The sequence below is a fragment of the Streptomyces sp. NPDC054813 genome (genome assembly GCF_053611365.1).
The window spans coordinates 334,055-355,400 of record NZ_JBSHAF010000006.1; the positions used below are offsets into that span (position 1 = coordinate 334,055).

Consider the following 21,346-nt stretch of genomic DNA (forward strand, 5'->3'; position numbering starts at 1 on the left):
GGGGCACCCGGATGACTACTGGAAGTTGTCCGCCGGGTCCAGCGGGTTGTCCGTGATGCCTCCCGTCGGGGACTGGCTCGGCGTCTGCGACGGGGTCTGGGACGGCGGCGCGGAAGTCGTCGGAGTCTGACTCGGCGTCTGAGACGGGGTCTGGGACGGCGGCGCGGACTTGGTCGGCGTCTGGCTCGGGGTCTCCGACGGCGTCTCGGACGGGGTCGCGGACTTCGACGGGGTCTCCGTGGGCTGGACGGCCGCGCCCAGGTCGGTGTTCAGGTCGAACTTCTGCTTCTTCGTGACGCCGAAGGTGTACGTCGCCCAGATCTGCGCCGGGTAACCGCCACCGTTGATGCGGCCGGTGCCGGGGATGAGGCCTGTGGCGCCGGTCAGCGAGACCTGGTTGTGGGTCTTGGCATCCTCGCCGAACAGTCCGACCGAGGTCACCAGGTCGGGCGTGAAGCCCGTGAACCAGGCCGACTTGTTGTTGTCGGAGGTACCCGTCTTGCCGGCCACCTGCTGGCCCTTGCGCAGCGGGTTCTGGGCCACCGACGCCTTCGCCGTACCGTCGTCGACCACGCCGGTCAGGACCGAGGTCACCTGGTCGGCCGCGCTGGGGTTGATCACCTGCTCGCCGATCGGGTCCGGCAGGTCGACCTTGCGGCCGGTCTTCTCCGCCGACGCGAGGATGCTCGGGGTGACCTTCTGGCCGTGGTTGTCGAGGGTGGCGTACACCCCGGCCATCTCCAGCGGGCTCGCGCCCATGCTGCCCAGGGTCTGCGCGGGCACCGCCGGCAGGTCCGTGGTGTCCAGGCCGAGGTCGTCGGCGACCTTCATCACGTTCTTCATGCCGACGTCCACACCCATCTGCGCGAACACCGAGTTGACGGACTTGTTCATCGCCGTCTGCACGGTGATGTTGCCGTAGTCGGCGTCGTCCTCGTTCGGCGGCGAGAAGGCGATGTCGCTGCCCTTGACCGCGCGACCGCTGGTGCCGTCGTAGATCGTGTTGGCGTTGATGTCCTTGCCGTCCTGCGTCTTGGCGTCCTGGTCCAGTGCGGCGGCGAGGATGATCGGCTTGAAGGTGGAGGCCGGCTGGTAGTCGGCGCGGGTGGCGTTGTCGGTGTAGTGCTTGTAGTAGTCAACGCCGCCGTAGAGGGCGAGAATCTTGCCGGTCTTGGGGTCGACGGAGACGCCGCCGGCCTGGACGTTCTTGTCGACCTTGCGCTTCTTGCCGTCGAGCTTGCTGGTGAGCTGGCTCTTGACGGCCGCCTCCAGCTTGGCCTGCTTCTTCGGGTCGATGTTCAGGGTGATCGTCCAGCCCTGGTCGACGACCTGGGCCTCGGCCTCGGAGCGGGTGAGGCCCTGCGCCTTCATCAGCTGGTTCTCCAGCTGGGTGTTGGCCAGTTCGACCAGATAGCCCTTCTGGCCCTCCAGACCGGAGGCGGCCTTCGGCTCCTTGGGGATCGGGAACTTCATGGCGTCGCGCTTGGTCTTGTCCAGCCAGCCCTGGCCGACCATGTTGTTCAGGACGTAGTTCCAGCGCTGCTGCACCAGTTTCTTGCCGACGGGGCCCGCCACCGCCCAGTCGTACTGGCTCGGCGCCTGGAGCAGCGCGGCCAGATAGGCGCCCTGCTGGACCGAGAGCTTGTCGGCGTCGACTCGGTAGTAGGCCTGGGCGGCGGCCTGGATGCCGTAGGCGCCGCGGCCGTAGTAGCTGGTGTTGATGTAGCCCGCGAGGATTTCGTCCTTGGACTTCTCGCGGTCCACCTTCAGCGAGATGACCAGTTCCTTCAGCTTGCGCGTGACGGTCTGGTCCTGGTCGAGGTAGTAGTTCTTGACGTACTGCTGGGTGATCGTCGAGCCGCCCTGGGTGCCGCGGCCCCGCGCCGTGTTGTAGAGGCCGCGGGCCATGCCCCTGAGGTCGATGCCCGAGTCGCTGTAGAAGGTCTTGTTCTCCGCCGCGACGAAGGTGTGCTGGACGTCCTTCGGGACCTTGGAGAGGTCCACGATCTCGCGGTTGACGGTGCCCTTGCGGGCCAGGACCGAGCCGTTGCTGTACTTGTAGACGTTGCTCTGCGTCTGTGCGAGCGCGTTGCCCTGGGGTACGGCCACCATCACGTACAGCAGGACGAAGGCGCCGATGCCGAGCAGACAGACGCCGAAGAACGCGCCGAGCATCTTCTTCCAGGTGAACAGCCGGCGTATCCGGCCCTTCGCGGGCTTGCCGCCCTTGGCCGGCTTCCCCTTGCCTGCGGCGGCCTTGCGGCGCTCCGCGCGGGTGCCGCCCTCGGCCGGCGGCGCCTGGACCGCCGTCGCGGTGCCGCCCGGGGTCTCGGGTGACTCGTGCGCGGCCTGCGGCGACGAGCGGGGCCTGGGCGCGGCACGGCGGCCACCGCGCTGCCGCGCTTTTCTCTCTTCCGCTCGTCCCATGAGTCCGTCTGCTCCGCTTCGTCTCGGCTGTCACACGTGTGTACGGGTGTCACACAAGTACGTGGCTCAGGTCAGCTCAGAAAGCTAACACCGCTCTCTATGACAAAGAGCAGACGATCCGCCCTTTACGGACGTGACAATGAGCACCCCGCCCCAACGGAACCGACGAGCGAAGAGGGCAGAGGGTTGCCTCTGCTCCATAAAGTGTTATCAGCGCGCGGGCGCGGTGGGCCGGGGGCTCGGCCCCCAGACCCCCCAAGACCTGAACGGCCCCGCCCTCGCCGGCCGGTCGGGCCTTCACCCCCGGCCCGGAGGGAAGAGGACGCAGTTCCTCGGGCCCCTCGGCTCCTCAGGCGGGCTTACGCCAGCTCTGCCATGAAACCCTGTCGCCAGGACGGGTACCGCGGCTCCCAGCCCAGCTCCCGCCTGGCCTTGGCGTTGGAGAAGCCGCACCCCTCGGTCATGATCACCACCGCCTGTTCGCCGGCCACCAGCCGGGCCAGCCAGACCGGCACCCGCAGCGGCCGCTTCGCCCCGGCGCACTCGGCGAGATACGGCAGCCACTCGGCGGCCGGCGCCGGCTCGTCGTCGACGACGTTGAACACGCCCCGCGCTTTCTGCTCGACGGCCAGCACGGTGGCGCTCGCCGCGTCGTCGAGGTGGATCCAGCTGCTGTGCCCCTCGGCACGGCCGACCAGGGGGTACTGGCGCTTGCGGACCAGGGTGACCTGGTCGTCGATGGCACCGGGACCGTAGAAGGCGCCGTACCGCAGGGCCGCGCCGCCCGCTTCGAGGACCGCTTCCTCCAGGTGGCGCAGCGCCAGCATGCCCTGGTGCGCCGCCGTCCCGGCCATCAGGTCCAGCGGGTCCTCCTCCGTCTTCACCCAGCCGCCCTCGCGGATGCCGTTCCAGCTGGCGTGGCTCTGCGCGACGACATGGGGGACGCCGGCCGCCTCGGCCGCGACCAGCAGGTGGTCCGTGCCCTCGGTGCGCAGCCGGTTGGTCAGGGCGAACCAGCGGTCCGGGTGCTTGATGTCGGGCTTGCCCGCGTGCGCCATGGAGATCGCGGTCAGTTGGTGCACGATCACCTCCGGGCGGGCCGCGGCCACCGCCGCCCCGACCGACAGCGCGTCGAGGCCGTCCATCACCACGCCCTCGGCCCCCAGTCGCCTCAGCAGATCCAACCGGGCCGCGCCGGTCGTGGTGGCCGTCACCCGATGCCCCCGCGCCACCAGCTGCGGCACCAGCCGCCGTCCCAGAACACCACTGCCACCCGCCACGAAGACCCGCACGGCCATCACCTTCCCGAGCTGAGGAACAGACTCCCGGAAAGGGGACGAGACAGGCTCGCGCGCCGTGACGTCGCGCTGTCGCACAACCGTGACAATCGGCTCCCACGTGCGCGTTCGCACGCCCCGCCATGATCTACACACCGTGCGTATACATAGGGCGTATACACCGTGTGTACAGTGCTGCCATGTCCATCGGTCACACCCTCCTGGGGCTCCTGGAGTCCGGCCCGCGCCACGGCTACGACCTGAAGCGGGCCTTCGACGAGAAGTTCGGTCACGACCGGCCGCTGCACTACGGCCAGGTCTACTCGACGATGTCGCGCCTGCTGAAGAACGGGCTCGTGGAAGTCGACGGCATCGAGGCCGGCGGCGGCCCCGAGCGCAAGCGGTACGCCATCACCGACGCCGGCGTCACCGACGTCGAGAAGTGGCTGGCCACTCCGGAGAAGCCGGAGGAGTACCTCCAGTCGACCCTGTACACCAAGGTCGTGCTCGCCCTGCTGACACACCGCGACGCCGGCGACGTCCTCGACAGCCAGCGCTCCGAGCATCTGCGCAGCATGCGGATCCTCACCGACCGCAAGCGCCGGGGCGACCTCGCCGACCAGCTCGTCTGCGACCACGCCCTGTTCCACCTGGAGGCGGACCTGCGGTGGCTGGAACTGACCGCCGCCCGCCTCGGCAAGCTCCGCACGGAGGTGACCAAGTGACCGCTCCCGCTGGTTCGCTGCTCGCGGCCGAGGGGCTGCGCAAGGCCTACGGCCCCACACTCGCGCTCGACGGGGCCGGGTTCTCGATACACCCGGGCGAGGTCGTCGCCGTGATGGGCCCGTCCGGCTCGGGCAAGTCGACCCTGCTGCACTGTCTCGCCGGGATCGTGCCGCCCGACTCGGGCTCGATCGTCTACGCCGGGCGCGAGATGGCCACCATGAACGACACCGAGCGCAGCGCCCTGCGCCGCAGCGAGTTCGGTTTCGTCTTCCAGTTCGGCCAGCTGGTACCCGAGTTGACCTGCGTGGAGAACGTGGCGCTGCCGCTGCGGCTGAACGGCACCTCCCGCAAGGAGGCCGAGAAGGCCGCGCTGGGCTGGATGGAGAAGCTGGAGGTCGACGACCTGAGCCGCAAGCGGCCCGGTGAGGTCTCCGGCGGCCAGGGGCAGCGGGTCGCGGTGGCCCGAGCGCTGGTGACCGAGCCCCGGGTGCTGTTCGCCGACGAGCCGACCGGCGCGCTGGACTCCCTGAACGGCGAGCGCGTGATGGAGCTGCTGACGGACGCGGCCCGCTCCACCAACGCGGCCGTCGTGCTCGTCACGCACGAGGCCCGGGTGGCCGCCTACTCGGACCGCGAGATCGTCGTACGCGACGGCAGGTCCCGGGACATGGAGCGGGTGGTATGAACGTCAGGCAGTGGTCCAGGGATCTGGCCATGGGGGTCCGGTTCGCCTTCGGGGGCGGACGCGAGGGCTGGTTCCGGGCCACGCTGACGGCCGTCGGCGTGGGCCTGGGGGTGGCGCTGCTGCTGCTCACCACGGCCCTCCCGAACGCGCTGGCCGTGCGCCACCAGCGCGATGTGGCGCGGGCGGACTACACGTACGTCTTCGGCCACCCCATGAAGGCCGGCGAGAAGACGTTCGTCATCGCGGACATCGAGACCCCCTACCGCGGCGCCGACATCCGCGGCCGGATGATCCAGCGGGAGGGCGCGAAGGCGCCGGTGCCGCCGGGGCTCACCAAGTACCCGGCGCCCGGTGAGATGGCCGTCTCGCCCGCGCTGAAGCGGCTGCTGGACTCCCCCGACGGAGCGCTGCTGCGCACCCGGCTGCCGTACCGGATCACCGCCACCATCGCGGAGAGCGGGCTGACCGGCTCGCAGGAACTCGCCTACTACGCGGGCTCCGACGACCTCGCCGCCCACATCGACCCGCCGAACGTGGCCCGGATCGACCACTTCGGCAGCCCCAGGTCGCCGGACGCGGAGTCCGACCCGGTCCTCACCCTGCTGGTCCTCGTGGTGTTCGTGGTGCTGCTGATGCCGGTCGCCGTGTTCGTCGCGGCCGCCGTCCGCTTCGGCGGCGAACGCCGCGACCGGCGGCTGGCCGCGCTGCGGCTGGTCGGCTCCGACGGCCGGATGGTACGGCGGATCGCGGCCGGCGAGGCGATGGCGGGCGCGCTGCTCGGCCTGGTCTTCGGCGTCGGCTTCTTCCTGGTCGGCCGGCAGTTCGCGGGCACCACCGAGGTGTTCGGCATCAGCGTGTTCCCGAGCTATCTCAACCCCTCCCCCCTGCTGGCCGTGCTGGTGGCGGTCGCCGTCCCGGCGGCGGCCGTGCTGGTGACCCTGTTCGCGCTGCGCGGGGTGGTCATCGAGCCGCTCGGCGTGGTGCGGACGGCGAAGCCCAGGCGGCGCCGGCTGTGGTGGCGGCTGCTGCTCCCGGTGGCCGGTCTGGCGGCGCTCTACCCGATGATCGGGCAGGGCCGCGGCGGCGGCGACTTCAACCAGTACCTGGTCACCGGTGGCGTCCTGCTGCTCCTGGTCGGCGTCACGGCCCTGCTGCCGTGGGTCGTCGAGTCGGTCGTCGCACGGCTCGGCCGGGGCGCGGTGGCCTGGCAACTTGCTGTCCGGCGACTCCAGTTGAGCAGTGGTACGGCGGCCCGCATGGTCAACGGGATCGCGGTGGCGGTGGCCGGCGCGATCGCGCTCCAGATGGTCTTCGCCGGCGTCGAGGCCGACTACACCCAGCAGACCAACAACGACCTCACCCGCGCGCAGATGTCGGTCCAGGTACCGAACGGCGTCCCGGTGCCCGAGGTCGCCCGGGCCATGACCGGCACCAAGGGCGTGCTGAAGGTGGTCTCGATCGCCGACGGCCAGGTCGGCGACCTGAAGAAGGACCCGACCCAGACCGCCGAGGTGAGCATGGGAAGTTGCGCCTCGCTGCGGGAGGTCGCCGTCCTGCCGTCCTGCCACGACGGCGACGCCTTCGTGGTGAAGGGCTCGGACACCGGGTCCGAGACGACGAAGCTGCTGACGACCGTGGAGAAGCACGGCCGGACCCTCTACCTCGACCCCTCCTACACCGGCGACGACCAGGGGGCCGCGAGCCGCTGGACGGTACCGGCGGGGCTGAAGCAGGCACAGACCCGCGAGGACCCCACCGGCTACAAGCGCGGCGGCTTCCTGCTCACCCCCGGTGCACTGCCGGACGGTGCCAGCACGGCGGTACAGGGTGTGGTCTATCTGTCCATCGACTCCGGGGTGCGCGACGCCTCGGAGAACGTGATCAACACGGCGGTCCGGATCGACCCGTTGATGCACGCGGAGACGCTGACCTCGATCGAGCGGGACGGACAGTTCGAGTCGATCCGCACCGGGCTGTTCGCCGGCGCCGCCGCCGTACTGGCGCTGATCGGCGCGAGCCTGCTGGTCGGCCAGCTGGAGCAGCTGCGCGAGCGCAAGAAGCTGCTGTCGGCACTGGTCGCCTTCGGCACCCGGCGGCGTACGCTGAGCCTGTCGGTGCTGTGGCAGACCGCGATCCCGGTCGGGCTCGGACTGCTGCTGGCCGGCGTGGTGGGGCTGACGCTGGGCACGGTGCTGCTGAAGATGGTCGGCTCCACGGTGCGGGTGGACTGGCCGGGCGTGCTGGCGATGACCGGCTTCGGCGCGGCGGTCGTGCTGGCCGTCACGGTACTGAGCCTGCCGCCGCTGCTGCGCCTGATGCGCCCGGACGGGCTGCGTACCGAGTAGGGATCTACGAGTCGGCGCCTAGTACCCGGACGGGCAGCGGTCGCAGCGCCTCGCGCAACGCGTCCGCCAGCTCCCGGTACTCGGCGCCGCGCGCTGCCCCGGCGCGCATCGCGAGGGCGATCCGACGGCTCGGGGCGGGCTCGGCGAAGGTGCCGGTGAGCAGATGGTCGCTGCGGCTGGTCTCGACCCTGACGGCGGTGTGCGGCAGCAGGGTGCAGCCGAGCCCGCCGGCCACCAGCTGGACGAGGGTGGCCAGGCCGGCGGCCGTGGTGGTCACCGGCGCGCCCTCCCGCCGCCCGCCACCGCCCTCAGCCGCGGGGCTTCGCCCCGCCCCCTTGATTCCGCGGCCCGCCTCCCGGCAGATGTCCAGGGCCTGGTCGCGCAGACAGTGCCCCTCGTCCAGGAGCAGCAGGTTCAGCTCCTTGAGAGCCTCGCGCGGAATGCCGGTCCGACCGCCGAGCGGCTGGTCCAGCGGGGTGACGAGCACGAAGTCCTCGTCGTACAGCGGAAGTTCGACGACACCCGCGATGCCCAGGGGGACGGCGAGCAGCAGCAGGTCGAGGCGTCCGGCGGTCAGTCCGTCCAGCAGGCTGGCGGTCTGCTCCTCGTGGACCTGGAGGTCCAGGTCCGGGTAACGGTCGTGGACCAGCCGCAGCACCGTGGGCAGCAGATACGGCGCCACGGTCGGGATGACGCCGAGCCGCAGCACGCCGGTGAACGGCGCCCGCACCGCCTCGGCCTCCGCCAGCAGCGACCGCATCTCCTCCAGTACGGCCTTGGCGCGTACGGCGAGCCGCTCGCCGGCGGGCGAGAGCAGCACCTTGCGGGTGGTGCGCTCCAGGAGCATGACGCCGAGCGTCTCCTCCAGTGCCGAGACGGCTCCGGACAGCGCGGGCTGGCTCATGCCTATCGCGGCGGCCGCGTCCCGGAAGTGGAGGTGTTCGGCGACGGCGGCGAAGGCGCGCAGCTGGGCGAGACTGGGTTGACGGCGCTTGCTCCCCACGCCGACACCGTTCCCCATGGGGTTACCCACAGCCACTGATAGCCACCTCCGATCAACCCGACCGAGTGTAGCTATTTCAAGAATCAATGCACCTTGTGCCACGATCGGCGACGTCCAACCCATCGGAGGCCACCCCGCGATCCGGGGTGCTTCCGCGCTGCAAGGAGAGCGTGTGCTCACTGTCGGTGACAAGTTCCCCGAGTTCGAACTGACCGCCTGCGTCTCGCTGGAGAAGGGCAAGGAGTTCGAGACGATCACCCACAAGACCTACCAGGGTTGGAAGGTGGTCTTCGCGTGGCCCAAGGACTTCACCTTCGTGTGCCCGACCGAGATCGCCGCGTTCGGCAAGCTGAACGAGGAGTTCGCCGACCGTGACGCGCAGGTCCTCGGCTTCTCCGGTGACTCCGAGTTCGTCCACCACGCCTGGCGCAAGGACCACGACGACCTGCGCGAGCTGCCGTTCCCGATGATGGCCGACTCCAGGCACGAGCTGATGCGCGACCTGGGCATCGAGGGCGAGGACGGCTTCGCCAAGCGCGCGGTCTTCATCGTCGACCAGAACAACGAGATCCAGTTCTCCATGGTGACCGCGGGCTCGGTGGGCCGTAACCCCAAGGAGGTCCTGCGGGTCCTCGACGCGCTCCAGACGGACGAGCTCTGCCCGTGCAACTGGACCAAGGGCGAGGACACCCTGGACCCGGTCGCGCTGCTGGCCGGTGAGTGAGTTGTCGCTCGACGCCCTCAAGTCCGCGGTCCCGGACTACGCCAAGGACCTGAAGCTCAACCTGGGTTCGGTCATCGGCAACTCCGAGTTGCCGGCCCAGCAGCTGTGGGGCACGGTCCTGGCGACCGCCATCGCCTCCCGTTCCCCGATCGTGCTGCGCGAGCTGGCGCCCGAGGCGAAGGCGAACCTCACGCCGGAGGCGTACCGGGCCGCGAAGTCCGCGGCCGCGGTGATGGCGATGAACAACGTCTTCTACCGCACCCGGCATCTGCTCTCCGACCACGAGTACGGCACGCTGCGCGCGGGTCTGCGGATGAACGTCATCGGCAACCCCGGTGTCGACAAGGTCGACTTCGAGCTGTGGTCGTTCGCGGTGTCCGCGATCAACGGCTGCGGGATGTGCCTGGACTCGCACGAGCAGGTGCTGCGCAAGGCCGGCGTCAACCGTGAGGTGATCCAGGAGGCGTTCAAGATCGCCTCGGTGGTTCAGGCAGTGGGCGTGACGCTGGACGCGGAAACCGTGCTCACCGAGTTCGAGTAGGCGCCGTTGGCCCGTGGACCCCGCTCACCTCTCAGTGGGCGGGGTCTTCCGCGTTCCTGGGGGCTACGCCCCCAGACCCCCCTTCGGCCTGAACGGCCTCGTCCTCGAACGCCGGAGGGGCTGATGTGTGTGGCTGAGCGCCGTCGTCGGGCTCCGCGTCCGCGTATCTGTCGTTCGAGTACTGGTGCAGATAGCTGACGACCGTGTTCGTCACCGCCACCAGCGGTACGGCCACCACCGCGCCGCCGATGCCCGCGACCAGGCCGCCGGCCGCGACCGTGAGGACCACCGCGAGCGGGTGGACGCGGACCGCTCGGCCGAGGATGAACGGCTGCAGGATGTGGCCCTCGATCTGCTGGACCGCGAGGACGACGGCGAGGGTCATGACGGCGGTGAAGACGCCCTGGGTGACGAGGGCGACCACCACCGCCAGGGCGCCCGAGGCGACCGCGCCGACCAGCGGGATGAACGAGAACAGGAAGATGAAGACGGCGAGCGGGACGGCCATCGGGACGTCCAGGAAGTAGATGCCCAGGCCGATGAAGATGGCGTCGATGAGGGCGACCAGGACCGTGCCGCGGACGTAGGCGGTGAGCGTGCGCCAGGCGCGCGGGCCGGCGCCGGCCACGCCGTCGCGGGCGGCGGCGGGCACGAGCTTCAGGAACCACTGCCAGATGCGCGCACCGTCGTACAGCAGGAAGAGCGTGGAGAAGAAGACCAGCAGGATGCCGGTCAGGGCCTCCACGACGACCTGGACGCCCTCCAGGCCGAACGAGGTGATCTGGTCGGTGTTGGCGCCGATCGCCTCGCGGAGGTTCTTCGCTATCTGGTTGATCTGTTTGTCGGTGACGTGGAAGGGGCTCTTCAACAGCCAGTTGCGCAGGTCGTCGATGCCGTTCTGGACCTGGTCGGAGAGGGTGTCGATGTTCTCCATGACCTGCCAGGTCACGAACCAGCCCATCAGGCCGATCACCACGAAGCCGGAGATGGCGGTGAGCGCGGTGGCCGGGCCGCGGGGCATGCCGTAGCGGCACAGCCGGGCGACCGTGGGCTGGAGCAGGGCGGTGATGAGCAGCGCGATGACGAAGGCGAACACCACGAGTTGTACGGCGCTGATGACCCGCATCAGGATCCACACCGTGCCGGCCAGCACCAGCAGCCGCCAGCCGGCCTCGGCGGCGACCCGTACACCCCACGGGATGGCCGTCACGGGGTCGGGGCGCGGGGCGGGCTTCCGGACGGCCCTGGGAGCGGCGGCGGGGGCGGGGGACGCCGGTGCGGGAGCGGGGGCCTGTGCCGGCAGTGCGGGCGGCTCCGGTTCGGCGTGCTCGCGCTCCACCTCGGCGCGGCGCTCGTCCAACCGCTCACCCATCTCGCTCAGTCCGGCACCGAGCCTGCCGAGCCACTCCGGCACTCGCGACATGATCCGCTCTCTTCCCCCGCGTCTTTGGGCGCTCCTCACCACTCCCCCCTGGAGTCGTTCGTTCCGACCGTACAGGGCGACAGCCCCTCCCCCTAGGACGGGGAGGGGCTGTCGGAGGTTGAGAGAAGCCGAGCGGCCTCTAGTACCAGCTGTTCGCCTGCCAGAACGACCAGGCCTGGCAGGGGCTGCCGTACCGGGAGTTCATGTAGTTGAGGCCCCACTTGATCTGGGTGGCCGGGTTGGTCTGCCAGTCGGCGCCCACGGAGGACATCTTGGAGCCGGGCAGGGCCTGGAAGAGACCGTAGGCACCGGAGGAGGCGTTGACCGCCTGGTAGTTCCAGCCGGACTCGTGGCTCACGATGTTGCTGAAGCACTGGAACTGGCCGCTGGCCACCATCTGCTGCGCCATCGCCTGGATCTGCGCCACGGAGTAGGAGCTCTGGACCGGGAAGCTGGCGGTGGAACGGCTGGCCGCCTTCTTCGCCTCGGCGCGCTCCTTGGCTTCCTTCGCCGCCTGCTCGGCCGCGGCCTTCTTGGCGGTCGCGGTCTTGGCGGCCGCCACCCGGGCCGCCTGTTCGGCGTCCTTCTTGGCGGTCGCGTCGGCCTGGATGGCCACGGCGTCGGCCTGCTGCGTCAGGGACGCGGTCTGTACCGTTGCCTGCTGACCCGCGGGTATGTCCGCGAGGAGCGTGGTGTCGGCTGCCGTCGCCTCAGCGTCGTTGGGCTGTGCGACGCTGCCCGAGGCAACACCGACAACGCTTCCGACGGCGGTGACCGCGGTGGCCGAGGCCACTGCGAATCCCCGGACCGAAATCCGGCTCACACGGTTTCCTTCCAGCATCGCCCGCTTCGGTGACCCTGGCGGACGCAATCGTTCCCCTGACGCTGGCCTCCCAACTGCGGGGTCACGGGAGGCGCGGGCCCGATGGGCGGCTCCCCGCGGGGAACGCCGTGTGGTGCTCGGGCGGCATACGACGTCGCTATGGAATTAGCTGTGATGCTTCTGTGTTGCCGTACCGCTGGGGGTACAGGTGTGTCGTATGCGGGGCCTGACAGGAGTGAGACTCTGCCGTAACCCGACGCCGGGTGGCAATTCCGAGTTGCGTGTGAAAGCTCACATCCCGTTTCCCCCAGGGGATTTCAGGAAAGCGGCACACACGAAGACGCCGCCCGGCTAGGCTCACTGCCTTTGCCGGACGGCGCCAACGGATGGGTAATCAGCCCAAGTTGGACACAGAGATCAGATGAATCAAAGGTGCCCGTCCTCCAGCATTTCGGTCACAAGCGCGGCAATCTGGGACCTCTCGGACCGGGTGAGGGTGACGTGCGCGAAGAGCGGGTGACCCTTCAGCTTCTCCACCACGGCGACCACACCGTCGTACCGGCCGACCCGGAGGTTGTCCCGCTGGGCCACGTCGTGGGTCAGAACCACCCTTGAATTCGCGCCGATCCGGGACAGAACGGTCAGCAGGACGTTCCGTTCCAGCGACTGGGCCTCGTCGACGATCACGAACGCGTCGTGCAGGGAGCGGCCGCGGATGTGGGTGAGCGGCAGCACCTCCAGCATCCCGCGCGCGGTGACCTCCTCGATGACCTCGCGGCTGGTGACCGCCGAGAGGGTGTCGAAGACCGCCTGCGCCCAGGGGCTCATCTTCTCGGACTCGGAACCGGGCAGATAGCCCAGCTCCTGCCCGCCGACCGCGTACAGCGGACGGAAGACCATCACCTTCTTGTGCTGGCGGCGCTCCAGGACCGCCTCCAGACCCGCGCACAGTGCCAGCGCCGACTTGCCGGTGCCGGCCCGGCCGCCCATCGACACGATCCCGACGTCCGGGTCGAGCAGCAGATCGAGCGCGATGCGCTGCTCGGCGCTGCGGCCCTTGATGCCGAACGCCTCCCGATCGCCGCGTACCACACGGACGTTGCCCTCTGCCGTCACCCGGCCGAGTGCCTTGCCACGCTCGGACTGGATGGTCAGGCCAGTGTGCACGGGGAGGTCGGAGGCCTCCGGGACGTACACGTGACCTTCCTCGAAGAGGATGTCCACCTGTTCGCCGGGGAGCGTCAGTTCGGACATTCCGGTCCAGCCCGAGGCGCCCGTGATGGCGAGCTCGGCGCGGTACTCCTCGGCCAGCAGGCCGACCGACGACGCCTTGATCCTGAGCGGGAGGTCCTTCGAGACGACGGTGACGTCGTACCCCTCGGCCTGCAGGTTGCGGGCCACCGCGAGGATGCGGGAGTCGTTGTCCCCCAGGCGGTAGCCGCTGGGCAGCACGCTGGGGTCCGAGTGATTGAGCTCGACACGGATCGTGCCGCCGAGGTCCCCGATCGGGATGGGGGCGTCCAGACGGCCGTGCCGGACCCGGTAGTCGTCGAGCAGACGCAGGGCCTGCCGGGCGAAGTAGCCGAGTTCGGGATGGTGCCGTTTGGCCTCCAGTTCCGTGACCACGACGATCGGAAGCACGACCTCGTGCTCGTCGAAGCGGGTCATGGCGTTCGGGTCGGCCAGCAGGACGCTGGTGTCGAGAACATAGGTGCGCCGGTCGGACTTGCGGCGCGTTGTGCTGGTCACCACGGAAGGACGTACCCCCTCGGATGAGGTCGGGGAGCGACGAAGAGGAGCTGGACCGGTTGACGGCCACCCTGCACGGGCCGAAAACCGGCCCTCCGCTGCTTCTTCCGTGCCGTGACCGCACGGTCGGGCTGGTGCAAAGGGCCTCCCGGGCGGACGACCCCGAGTCGCCCGCTGAGATCCGATGCCCGTGGTTCGGGCATCGACCTGCTTGCCTTATGCCCTCGAACATGCGCCGCCATGCCACGGTCTGCAACGACGCGCAGGTGAACTCCGTGTTACTGGCGCCCTGAAATGGGTGATTTACACCTCATGGGCCCGCTGGGGTCATCCACCGTAGCGAGGGGGTTATCCAGCGTGGCGACCGTGACAGGGGTCCTGTGTCGCGTCGACGACCGCCGTCACGATCACGTCACCCGCCGTAGCGGCGGTGGCGGGCCGCGTAGTCCCGCAGGGCGCGCAGGAAGTCGACCTTGCGGAACGCGGGCCAGAAGACCTCGCAGAAGTAGTACTCGGAGTGCGCGGTCTGCCAGAGCATGAATCCGGACAGCCGCTGCTCCCCGCTGGTGCGGATCACCAGGTCCGGGTCGGGCTGGGCGCCGGTGTAGAGGTGCCGGCCGATCATGTCGACGTCGACGGAGTCGGCGAGGTCGCCCATCGCGATGCCCTTGTCCTGGGCGTCGAGGATCATCGAGCGGACGGCGTCGGCGATCTCCTGACGGCCGCCGTAGCCGATGGCGACGTTCACCAGTATTCCGTCGACGTGCGCGGTGGCCTCCTCGGCCTCCTTGAGCGCGTTCTGCATCGGAGAGGGCAGGAGGTCGGGGGTGCCGACGTGATGGACTCGCCAGCGGCCGTCGGCGGCGAGGGTGCGGACGACGTCCTCGATGATGCCGAGGAGGGGGACCAGCTCCTCCTTGGCGCGGTCGAAGTTGTCCGTGGAGAGCAACCAGAGGGTGACGACCTCGACATCGGTCTCGGAGCACCAGCCGAGGAACTCCTCGATCTTCTCGGCGCCAACCCGGTGGCCGTGCACGGTACTGGATCCGGCTGCCTTCGCCCAGCGGCGGTTGCCGTCCATGATGACGCCGATGTGCTTGGGCACCTGAGCGTGGTCCAGGTGGCCTTCCACCCGGCGTGCGTAAAGCCTGACGAGCAGGCCGCGCAGCTTGTCGCGCAGGTTCACTTGAGGTCCGCCCCTCGTGATTCGGATGCGGGAGTCCGCGTCATCGGATGCGGGAGTCCGCGGGATTCGAATGCGGGAGTCCGCCCGCCGAAGCCTACCCCGCGAGGAGTTGAGGGAGGCGCGGGAGGGAGGGCGCCCCGGGGCACGCGTTCCGGTCGCCGCGCGACTGCGGGTTGGTTGTGGCTGGTCGCGCCCCGCGGCGGAGCCGCTGATGTATGCAGCCCCGCACCCCTTCGAGGGCGCGGCCCTGGGGCCGCTTGAGAAGTGGGTGAAAAAACGGGCCGGTCCGTGGGGGGGAGACGGACCGGCCCGAGGGGGGGTTTCCACCATAACCCTTTGTAAGTGATGCTGCGTGCATCGGCGTGCCACAACTACTCTCCGGAGTCGCCCGACGACGCCACGGTGGGCCCGGAACGCTGGATTCAAGGGCCTCACGTGGCCGATTCGCAGCGGAATCCCAGGAAAACTGGTGGCGTTCGGGGAGATCAAGAGGGTTTGGGCCGTCTTGGTGATGCCTCGGCGGGTTGCGCACCCGTCCCTCCGACGGGCTAACCGGGCCGCGAACGACGGCTTGACGGGAGCCTGCGGGGCATTACGGCACCGCGCAGCCCCCTCCACTGCACGGTGCCGCCCGCGCAGCTTTGCTCACGCGAATTACCTTGGTCTGAACTTACGTGACCCAGCAAGTCGATACGGGACGTCAGAGGTAACGATGTGAAAACGCTAGGGAAATGGAAGATGAACAGAGGGCTGGATGTTCACATATGCGTAGATCCATGAACTAGCGAACATCTTGCCCCGATTGACTCTCAAGCGTCACGACATGCACCCTTGATGATCTTCGATGATCCTTTGGGTGCACCCGGTACCGGGTGGGCGTCCGGGGCGTTGAACGGCAGTTCTTGGCCATTCTTCGCCGCCTGGCATTCCAAGGCCGGTGGATCACGGCCGGCGCTCCGGCTTGCGGGCGTCGAAGAGGTGCCTGGCGCTGTGCGCGACGAAGGGTCCCTCCGCCTCGATCCGCCGGTGCAGGGCGCGGAGTTGGCGCTCGTACTCCTCGACCGTGAAGCCGGGGACCATCCATACGACCTTCCGCAGGAAGTACACGACGGCGGCGATGTCGTGGAACTCCATCCGCAGCCGTTCGGCCCGCAGGCCGACGACCTCCAGCCCGGCCGCCTCCGCCGCGGCGCGCTCCCGGTCGGGGTGACGCCCGCCGCGGACCGTCTCCGGCTGCGGCCCGAGGAAGTACTCCACCAACTCGAAGGCGCTGGCGGGTCCGACGTGCTGGGCGAAGTAGGTGCCGCCGGGGCGCAGCACGCGCGCGATCTCGGACCAGTGGGCCCGCACCGGGTGCCGGCTGAGCACCAGGTCGAAGGAGTCGTCGGCGAACGGCAGCGGGGCGTCCTCGGCCGAGGCGACGACCACGACACCGCGCGCGCTCAGCAGGGCGCTCGCCTTGCGGACGTTCGGCGCCCAGCCCTCGGTGGCCACGAGCAGCCGCGGCCGGCGGCCGGGGGCGGCGGTGTCAAGGGTCTTGAGGGCGAAGTCGAGGACCTCGCCGCCGCCGGTCTGGATGTCGAGGGCGGCGGTGGTGCGGGCCAGTCGTCCGGCGGCGGCCCGGGCATAGCCCCAGGAGGGGCGCGCCTCGGTGGCCCGGCCCTCGAACCAGGAGAAGTCCCAGCCCTCGGTGGGCACGGCGGCGCCCTCGGCGACGAGGTCCTCGAAAGTGCGGTGCGTCTGCTCGGCCATGGCCCGCATGATCCCAGCGGAATGTCAGTGCCCGCTGCTAATTTCGCCCACCATGACGACGACCGTTGGCACGTACACCGCTGGTGAGAAGGAAATCCTGCAAGCGAGCCTGGACCGGCACCGGGACGCGGTGCTGTGGAAGCTGGAGGGCCTCGACGACGAACAGCTGCGCCGTCCCATGACCCCGTCCGGGACGAACCTGCTGGGGCTGGTGAAGCATCTGGCGTCGGTGGAGTACGGCTGGTTCGTGTCGAGCTTCGGCGGCGAGGTCGAGCCGCTCTGGTTCGACCCCTCCACGGACGAGGACCTGTCGGTCGGCCCCGGCGAGACGACCCGGCAGATCATCGACTTCTACGGCCGTGCGCGCACGGCGGCCGACGCGGTGATCACCGGGCGGCCACTGGAGGCACTGGGCCGCCCGGACTGGCGGGACCACCCGGTCTCCCTGCGCTGGGTGCTGGTGCACATGATCGAGGAGACCGCCCGGCACGCCGGGCACATCGACATCCTGCGGGAGCTGATCGACGGGGCGGCGGGCGACCACCGGCGGACCGCAACGGAGGGTACGGACTGAGCGGGCCGCCGGGCAGTCCCGCCCGAGCGGGGCCATCCGGCGGTACCGACTGGGCGGGCCCTCCGGCGGTGCCGACTGAGCGAGCCGTTGGGCAGTCCCGCCTGAGCGGGCCCGTCCGGCGGTACCGACTGGGCGGGCCCTCCGGCGGTGCCGACCGACCGGGCCCGTCCGGCGGTTCCGGTTGCCGGACGGCTCACGGCACCAGCGGCCGGACCTCCTCGGCGGTGAACCGTACGAAGCCCTCGGGATCGGGTTCGTCCCCTGTCGGCTGGAGGATGACGGTGTCGGCGCCGGCCTCGGTGAGCCGCCGCACGGCTTTGGCGACGGCGCCCGCGTCTCCGGCGACGCCGAGTTCGGGGACCGACTCCAGGCCCTCGGCGGCGAGTTCGGCGCGGAGCCGGGCGGGCGCGTCGGCCCCGGTGGCGGTGAGGAGATAGACGACGACCTGGTGCGGCTCGTCCGCGCCCCGCCCGGCCGCCGCCCGTCCCTCCTCGATGAGCCGCCGGGCCCGGCGGACGCCGTCGGGCGGGGTGGCGGCGGTCAGGATCGTCCCGTCGGCGGCCTCGCCGGAGAGGCGGAGGGTGCGGGGGCCTTCGGCTCCGGCGAGGATCCGGACGGGGCCGGCGGGCGGCCAGTCGAGCGCGACGTCGTCGAGCCGGACGTACCGCCCGTCGACGGTGAGCCGCTCGCCGCGCAACAGTGCCCGCAGGGCGTCGAGATGCTCGCGGAGCAGGGTCAGCGGGGACTCGGCGCGGGCGCCGACCTGGCCCATCCAGTCCTGCACGCCGTGGCCGACGCCGAGGATCGCGCGCCCCGGGAACATCCGGTGCAGCGCGGCGGCCTCCATGGCGGTGATGGCGACGTTCCGCAGCGGGACGGGCAACAGCCCCACGCCGACCCGCACCCGCTCCGACCAGGCGAGGGCAGCGGCGGCGGTGGAGATCCCACCCTCCCGGAAACAGTCCTCCCACAGCCACAACTCCTCCAGCCCGACATCATCCGCGACCCGAACCACGGCACGGAGTCGCTCGGGGGGCAGCTGGGGGCGGAATACGGCGCCTAGTGCGGTCATGGGACCTTCCTAACCGGCGAGCCCGGAGAGCCACAACTGCATTGACCGAAGAGACCTCTCACCGCATCGCCGACTGCGGGTCCGGGAGACGTACTCCTGCGCGGCGGGCGCGATCGAGGGCAGCAGGGCTGGCCCCACCGGGATCGGCAAAGCCACGCCTGTCCGTTGGGCGCTGGTGGATCACGTACAGGCGACGCGGTCCGGGAACCGCGATGACGGCGGCAAAGCGGGGGTCACCCGCGAACCACACCTCCCGGGCCTGCGCGGTCTTCTCAGTGTTGTAGCCACGCCCGAGACGCCGTCTCCACCACACGGACCGAATGTGCACCTTCAGAATCAACGCCAGTATTTCGCCGGGACGCTCGGGATCGGGAAAGCTCAGCCAGACATCCGCGGCGGTGGCTCCGGGGATCTTTCCGATGCCACTCTCCGGCTCCTCGAACGTCTGCCAGGGGTAGGCACGCAGTAGCCGTCGCGTGCGGAAGGCCCATGAGACGTAGGCCGGTTGGAGGAACGCCCGGTAGAACGAGTAGAGCAGGGGGACGAAGAAGAGCCACAAAGTCCAGGTGATCGACATGGTCACGTACCAGGCCAGCAAGCCCAGCCAAACGGCCGGCCACAAGATCTGGCCCAAGAACGCGCAAGTGATCAGCTTTGCCCAGGCACGGCGGGTCTCGGGGTCGTCCCAGGCCGTGGGGTGATGCGTGGGAGACATCTCAGTCCTTGTCGGGTACGCCACTGAATACATCCGGAAGCGGATTTACGAAACTGACCGTACCGGCGATGTCCGTGAGCAAGGCACGGTAATGGCTTGCCTTCTCTACGTTTGTCGTTGCCAGCGAGAGAAATGCAATGCGTTGGCCGTCGAGGCACGGCACGTAGACCGTGACCTGGAGTAGTTCGCACGGGACAGCGAGACCCAGCTCCCGGGGCGCGGCCAGACGCGTCGCCACGAGCGAAGCCGGGCCGCAGGGCAGGTCCAGAGTCTCGATGTGCTCCGCATTCTCCGCTCCGGTGACAGCACGGGCCGCAAGGACGCTACGCGGGGTCCAGTCAGTGTCGCGCCAGGCAAGCGTGAAGAGGGACAGCAGCGGTCCGCCGCCGTCCTCGTCGTCAGCGTGTAGACCAAGGCAACAGTGCACCGCCCCAGCCTCCAGGAGCAGCCGGGCCAACCGGAGAACCGGACCGAGAGCCGTCAACAGGCCTGTCGCTTGCGCCGGATCGTGGTGGGCCGTCGTCAGCTCCTGAAGGGGAAGCGGGACAAATCCCGGAGGCAAAGCGAACCAGACGTCGGCGTCCTCATTCCGGGCCGAGTCGTCAATCACGTACGAGGCACCGCTCATGACGCTTCACCTGCGCCGCGCAGCAGGAAGTGAAGGGCACCCATGGTCGCCGGAACATCGACGCCGAGGGTTCTGGGTCCGTCGAGGAGGCTCGTGACCGTCTTGGCCGCGTCGTTGTCCAGGGTGTCGACAAAGCTGCTTGTCAGACCGTAGACGGCCGTCCCGGCCCCCAGGATCGTCGCCGGCTTGTCGATCTTCTCGACAATCGGAGCCAGCCGTCCGCCGAACACTCTTGGATGAGAAAGGACGTTCACGGCGCCCTCGGCCGCAGCGGCCTCTGTTCTGATCGAAACACCCACCGTCTTGATCGAGATCCCCACCCTGACACCAGCCCTTGCCATTTTCTGTCCAAGGGTCAGCACCTCATCTGCCTCACCGACCACCGCGGTGGTCTCGGACAACAGCTCGGGAGTCTTCATGGCTCCCTTGGCCACCACCCCCAACGCCGGCAACATCCCCAGGAAGTCACCCGCCACGCCCAGCAGGTTGCCCCAGAAGTCGATGTCCAGTTCGCCCTTCGTGAAGCCGTCCTTCAAGGACGCCAGGACTTCGGAATCGCTTACGCGCAGGCTGAAGGCCAGTCCGCTGAGCAGTCCGGCCGCCAGGAACAGCATCCACGGGGCGACGGCCGTCAGGCCCAGCAGCGCGATCACGCCCAGCACAGCAGCGCATGCGCTGAGAATGTCGGGGAGGTTGTCGCCCAGCCAGCCCGTGAACTTGTCCCACGCGCTCGGCTCGTGCGGCGCCAGCCTGTGCGTGGCGTCGCTGATGTGCCGGGCCCGCTTGCGGGCGGTGTCCTCATGCTCGCCCGCCAGGGAACGGGCCCGCTTCAGTACGCCGTCCAGGTCGTCCTGCGCCGCCGTGACCCGGCTGTTCGCCTTGTCCACAGCCGAGTCGGCGTCACCCTGTGCCCCGCGCCTACTCGCGTCCGAAGCCTCCTGGGCCCTCTTCGCCTCGTCCGCGTGACCCTGTGCACGCTGCAGCGCCGCGCGGGCGTCCTTGGCCTCACCGTCGAGCTTCTTCGCGCGCCGCTGGAACTCCTCGAGCTCCCCGGCCCACAGGTCCAGTTGCTTCGCGGCCTTGTCGACGGAGTGGGCGCCGTTCTTCAGATTGAGCGGCAGCGGGCCACCCTCCAACTGTTCGCGGAACGCGACGGCCGCATCGCCCTCCCAGTAGCTGCCGTTCATCAGTCTGGTGACCTTGGAGTGCGCCTTCTCCATCTCCTTCGCGCAGCCGGACAGCCTGCGGTGGATGTCGTGCACGAGATCCGTGCTGCCGGGAGCGGGGTTGAAGCCGAGGTGCGGGTAGGGGTCCGTGACCGTCACTCGCTCCCGCTCTTCCGCCTCGCCTTTTCCAACGCCTTCTCCAGGGCCACGTCCACCTCGTGGAAGTCGTCCTTGGCCTTCTTCGTGATGTCCGTGAGCTCCCCGATCTGCTCGGCGATCTCCTGGGCCCCGTGGTGCCAGTCCTCCTGGAACCGGTCACAGGCCTGGTCCAGGTCGTCCGTGCCCAGGCCACTGACGCCCGGGTCACGCAGTACCTTCTGCAGGGCTGTGAACGACTCCTGCGCTCGCTTCAAGTCCTTGAAGAACCGATCGAGTTCCGTACCGTCGACCTTCAGCCGCTCAGCCATGTGGATGCCTCGTCACGGTGGGGGCGAAGGCCCCGTCCGGAAGATCACCCGACGTGCCGCCCG

General features: G+C 69.5%; 19 protein-coding genes. 6 read left to right on the forward strand and 13 right to left on the reverse strand.

What is annotated here, in order from left to right:
* Nucleotides 1-15: 15 nt before the first annotated feature.
* Complete coding sequence (locus ACWGJB_RS14740) at nucleotides 16-2,427, reverse strand: transglycosylase domain-containing protein (RefSeq protein WP_453380526.1); 2,412 nt, start codon at nucleotides 2,425-2,427, stop codon at nucleotides 16-18.
* Nucleotides 2,428-2,786: 359 nt separating this feature from the next.
* On the reverse strand, nucleotides 2,787-3,725 hold the full coding sequence (locus ACWGJB_RS14745) for an NAD-dependent epimerase/dehydratase family protein (RefSeq protein WP_453380527.1): 939 nt from the start codon (nucleotides 3,723-3,725) through the stop codon (nucleotides 2,787-2,789).
* 179 nt (nucleotides 3,726-3,904) lie between these two features.
* Between ACWGJB_RS14745 and ACWGJB_RS14750 the strand changes: the two genes are divergently transcribed.
* The 3 genes from ACWGJB_RS14750 to ACWGJB_RS14760 are packed head-to-tail and all read left to right on the forward strand — an operon-like array spanning nucleotide 3,905 to nucleotide 7,460.
* Entirely contained in the window at nucleotides 3,905-4,429 is a 525-nt protein-coding gene (locus ACWGJB_RS14750; protein ID WP_453380528.1) for a PadR family transcriptional regulator, read from the forward strand.
* Nucleotides 4,426-5,115 carry an ABC transporter ATP-binding protein gene (locus ACWGJB_RS14755; protein WP_453380529.1) on the forward strand — a complete coding sequence of 230 codons (690 nt, stop codon included), beginning with the start codon at nucleotides 4,426-4,428 and terminating at the stop codon, nucleotides 5,113-5,115. The genes ACWGJB_RS14750 and ACWGJB_RS14755 overlap by 4 nt, the downstream gene beginning before the upstream one ends.
* Nucleotides 5,112-7,460: an ABC transporter permease gene (locus tag ACWGJB_RS14760; protein WP_453380530.1), complete on the forward strand. Its 2,349-nt coding sequence runs from the start codon at nucleotides 5,112-5,114 to the stop codon at nucleotides 7,458-7,460. The genes ACWGJB_RS14755 and ACWGJB_RS14760 overlap by 4 nt, the downstream gene beginning before the upstream one ends.
* A gap of 4 nt (nucleotides 7,461-7,464) precedes the next feature.
* Here the strand turns inward: ACWGJB_RS14760 and ACWGJB_RS14765 are convergent, their stop codons facing one another.
* A complete protein-coding gene (locus ACWGJB_RS14765; RefSeq protein ID WP_453380664.1) occupies nucleotides 7,465-8,481 on the reverse strand; it encodes a LysR substrate-binding domain-containing protein in 1,017 nt (338 codons plus the stop codon).
* 154 nt (nucleotides 8,482-8,635) lie between these two features.
* On the opposite strand from ACWGJB_RS14765, the gene ACWGJB_RS14770 reads away from it, so the two are divergent.
* Nucleotides 8,636-9,187 carry a peroxiredoxin gene (locus ACWGJB_RS14770; protein ID WP_453380531.1) on the forward strand — a complete coding sequence of 184 codons (552 nt, stop codon included), beginning with the start codon at nucleotides 8,636-8,638 and terminating at the stop codon, nucleotides 9,185-9,187.
* 1 nt (nucleotide 9,188) lies between these two features.
* Nucleotides 9,189-9,728, forward strand: coding sequence for an alkyl hydroperoxide reductase (locus ACWGJB_RS14775; RefSeq protein ID WP_453380665.1), 540 nt, complete (start codon nucleotides 9,189-9,191; stop codon nucleotides 9,726-9,728).
* Nucleotides 9,729-9,759: 31 nt separating this feature from the next.
* On the opposite strand, the gene ACWGJB_RS14780 is transcribed toward ACWGJB_RS14775, so the two are convergent.
* From ACWGJB_RS14780 to ACWGJB_RS14800, 5 genes are all read right to left on the reverse strand, one after another.
* A complete protein-coding gene (locus tag ACWGJB_RS14780; protein WP_453380532.1) occupies nucleotides 9,760-11,151 on the reverse strand; it encodes an AI-2E family transporter in 1,392 nt (463 codons plus the stop codon).
* 139 nt (nucleotides 11,152-11,290) lie between these two features.
* The gene (locus ACWGJB_RS14785) at nucleotides 11,291-11,974 is read right to left on the reverse strand and encodes an aggregation-promoting factor C-terminal-like domain-containing protein (protein WP_453380533.1); all 684 of its coding nucleotides are present in this window, start codon (nucleotides 11,972-11,974) and stop codon (nucleotides 11,291-11,293) included.
* A gap of 426 nt (nucleotides 11,975-12,400) precedes the next feature.
* Nucleotides 12,401-13,726: a PhoH family protein gene (locus ACWGJB_RS14790; RefSeq protein ID WP_453380534.1), complete on the reverse strand. Its 1,326-nt coding sequence runs from the start codon at nucleotides 13,724-13,726 to the stop codon at nucleotides 12,401-12,403.
* 409 nt (nucleotides 13,727-14,135) lie between these two features.
* Nucleotides 14,136-14,909, reverse strand: a complete 774-nt coding sequence (locus ACWGJB_RS14795) for an isoprenyl transferase (protein WP_450754734.1) — start codon at nucleotides 14,907-14,909, stop codon at nucleotides 14,136-14,138.
* Between the two features lie 942 nt (nucleotides 14,910-15,851).
* A complete protein-coding gene (locus tag ACWGJB_RS14800; RefSeq protein WP_453380535.1) occupies nucleotides 15,852-16,661 on the reverse strand; it encodes a class I SAM-dependent methyltransferase in 810 nt (269 codons plus the stop codon).
* A gap of 52 nt (nucleotides 16,662-16,713) precedes the next feature.
* Between ACWGJB_RS14800 and ACWGJB_RS14805 the strand changes: the two genes are divergently transcribed.
* A complete protein-coding gene (locus ACWGJB_RS14805; protein WP_453380536.1) occupies nucleotides 16,714-17,235 on the forward strand; it encodes a DinB family protein in 522 nt (173 codons plus the stop codon).
* Between the two features lie 193 nt (nucleotides 17,236-17,428).
* Here ACWGJB_RS14805 and ACWGJB_RS14810 read toward each other — a convergent pair whose 3' ends face one another.
* Genes ACWGJB_RS14810 through ACWGJB_RS14830 form a run of 5 tightly spaced genes read right to left on the reverse strand, consistent with a single transcriptional unit; the run spans nucleotide 17,429 to nucleotide 21,283 of the window.
* Nucleotides 17,429-18,307 (reverse strand): LLM class flavin-dependent oxidoreductase, encoded by an 879-nt coding sequence (locus tag ACWGJB_RS14810; RefSeq protein ID WP_453380537.1) that lies wholly within the window; start codon nucleotides 18,305-18,307, stop codon nucleotides 17,429-17,431.
* Between the two features lie 58 nt (nucleotides 18,308-18,365).
* Nucleotides 18,366-19,022, reverse strand: a complete 657-nt coding sequence (locus ACWGJB_RS14815; RefSeq protein ID WP_453380538.1) for a hypothetical protein — start codon at nucleotides 19,020-19,022, stop codon at nucleotides 18,366-18,368.
* A 1-nt stretch (nucleotide 19,023) separates the two neighbouring features.
* Complete coding sequence (locus ACWGJB_RS14820) at nucleotides 19,024-19,650, reverse strand: hypothetical protein (RefSeq protein ID WP_453380539.1); 627 nt, start codon at nucleotides 19,648-19,650, stop codon at nucleotides 19,024-19,026.
* Complete coding sequence (locus ACWGJB_RS14825; protein WP_453380540.1) at nucleotides 19,647-20,975, reverse strand: putative T7SS-secreted protein; 1,329 nt, start codon at nucleotides 20,973-20,975, stop codon at nucleotides 19,647-19,649. Before ACWGJB_RS14825 ends, ACWGJB_RS14820 begins: the two co-directional genes overlap by 4 nt.
* The gene (locus tag ACWGJB_RS14830) at nucleotides 20,972-21,283 is read right to left on the reverse strand and encodes a hypothetical protein (protein WP_453380541.1); all 312 of its coding nucleotides are present in this window, start codon (nucleotides 21,281-21,283) and stop codon (nucleotides 20,972-20,974) included. Before ACWGJB_RS14830 ends, ACWGJB_RS14825 begins: the two co-directional genes overlap by 4 nt.
* Nucleotides 21,284-21,346 lie beyond the last annotated feature (63 nt).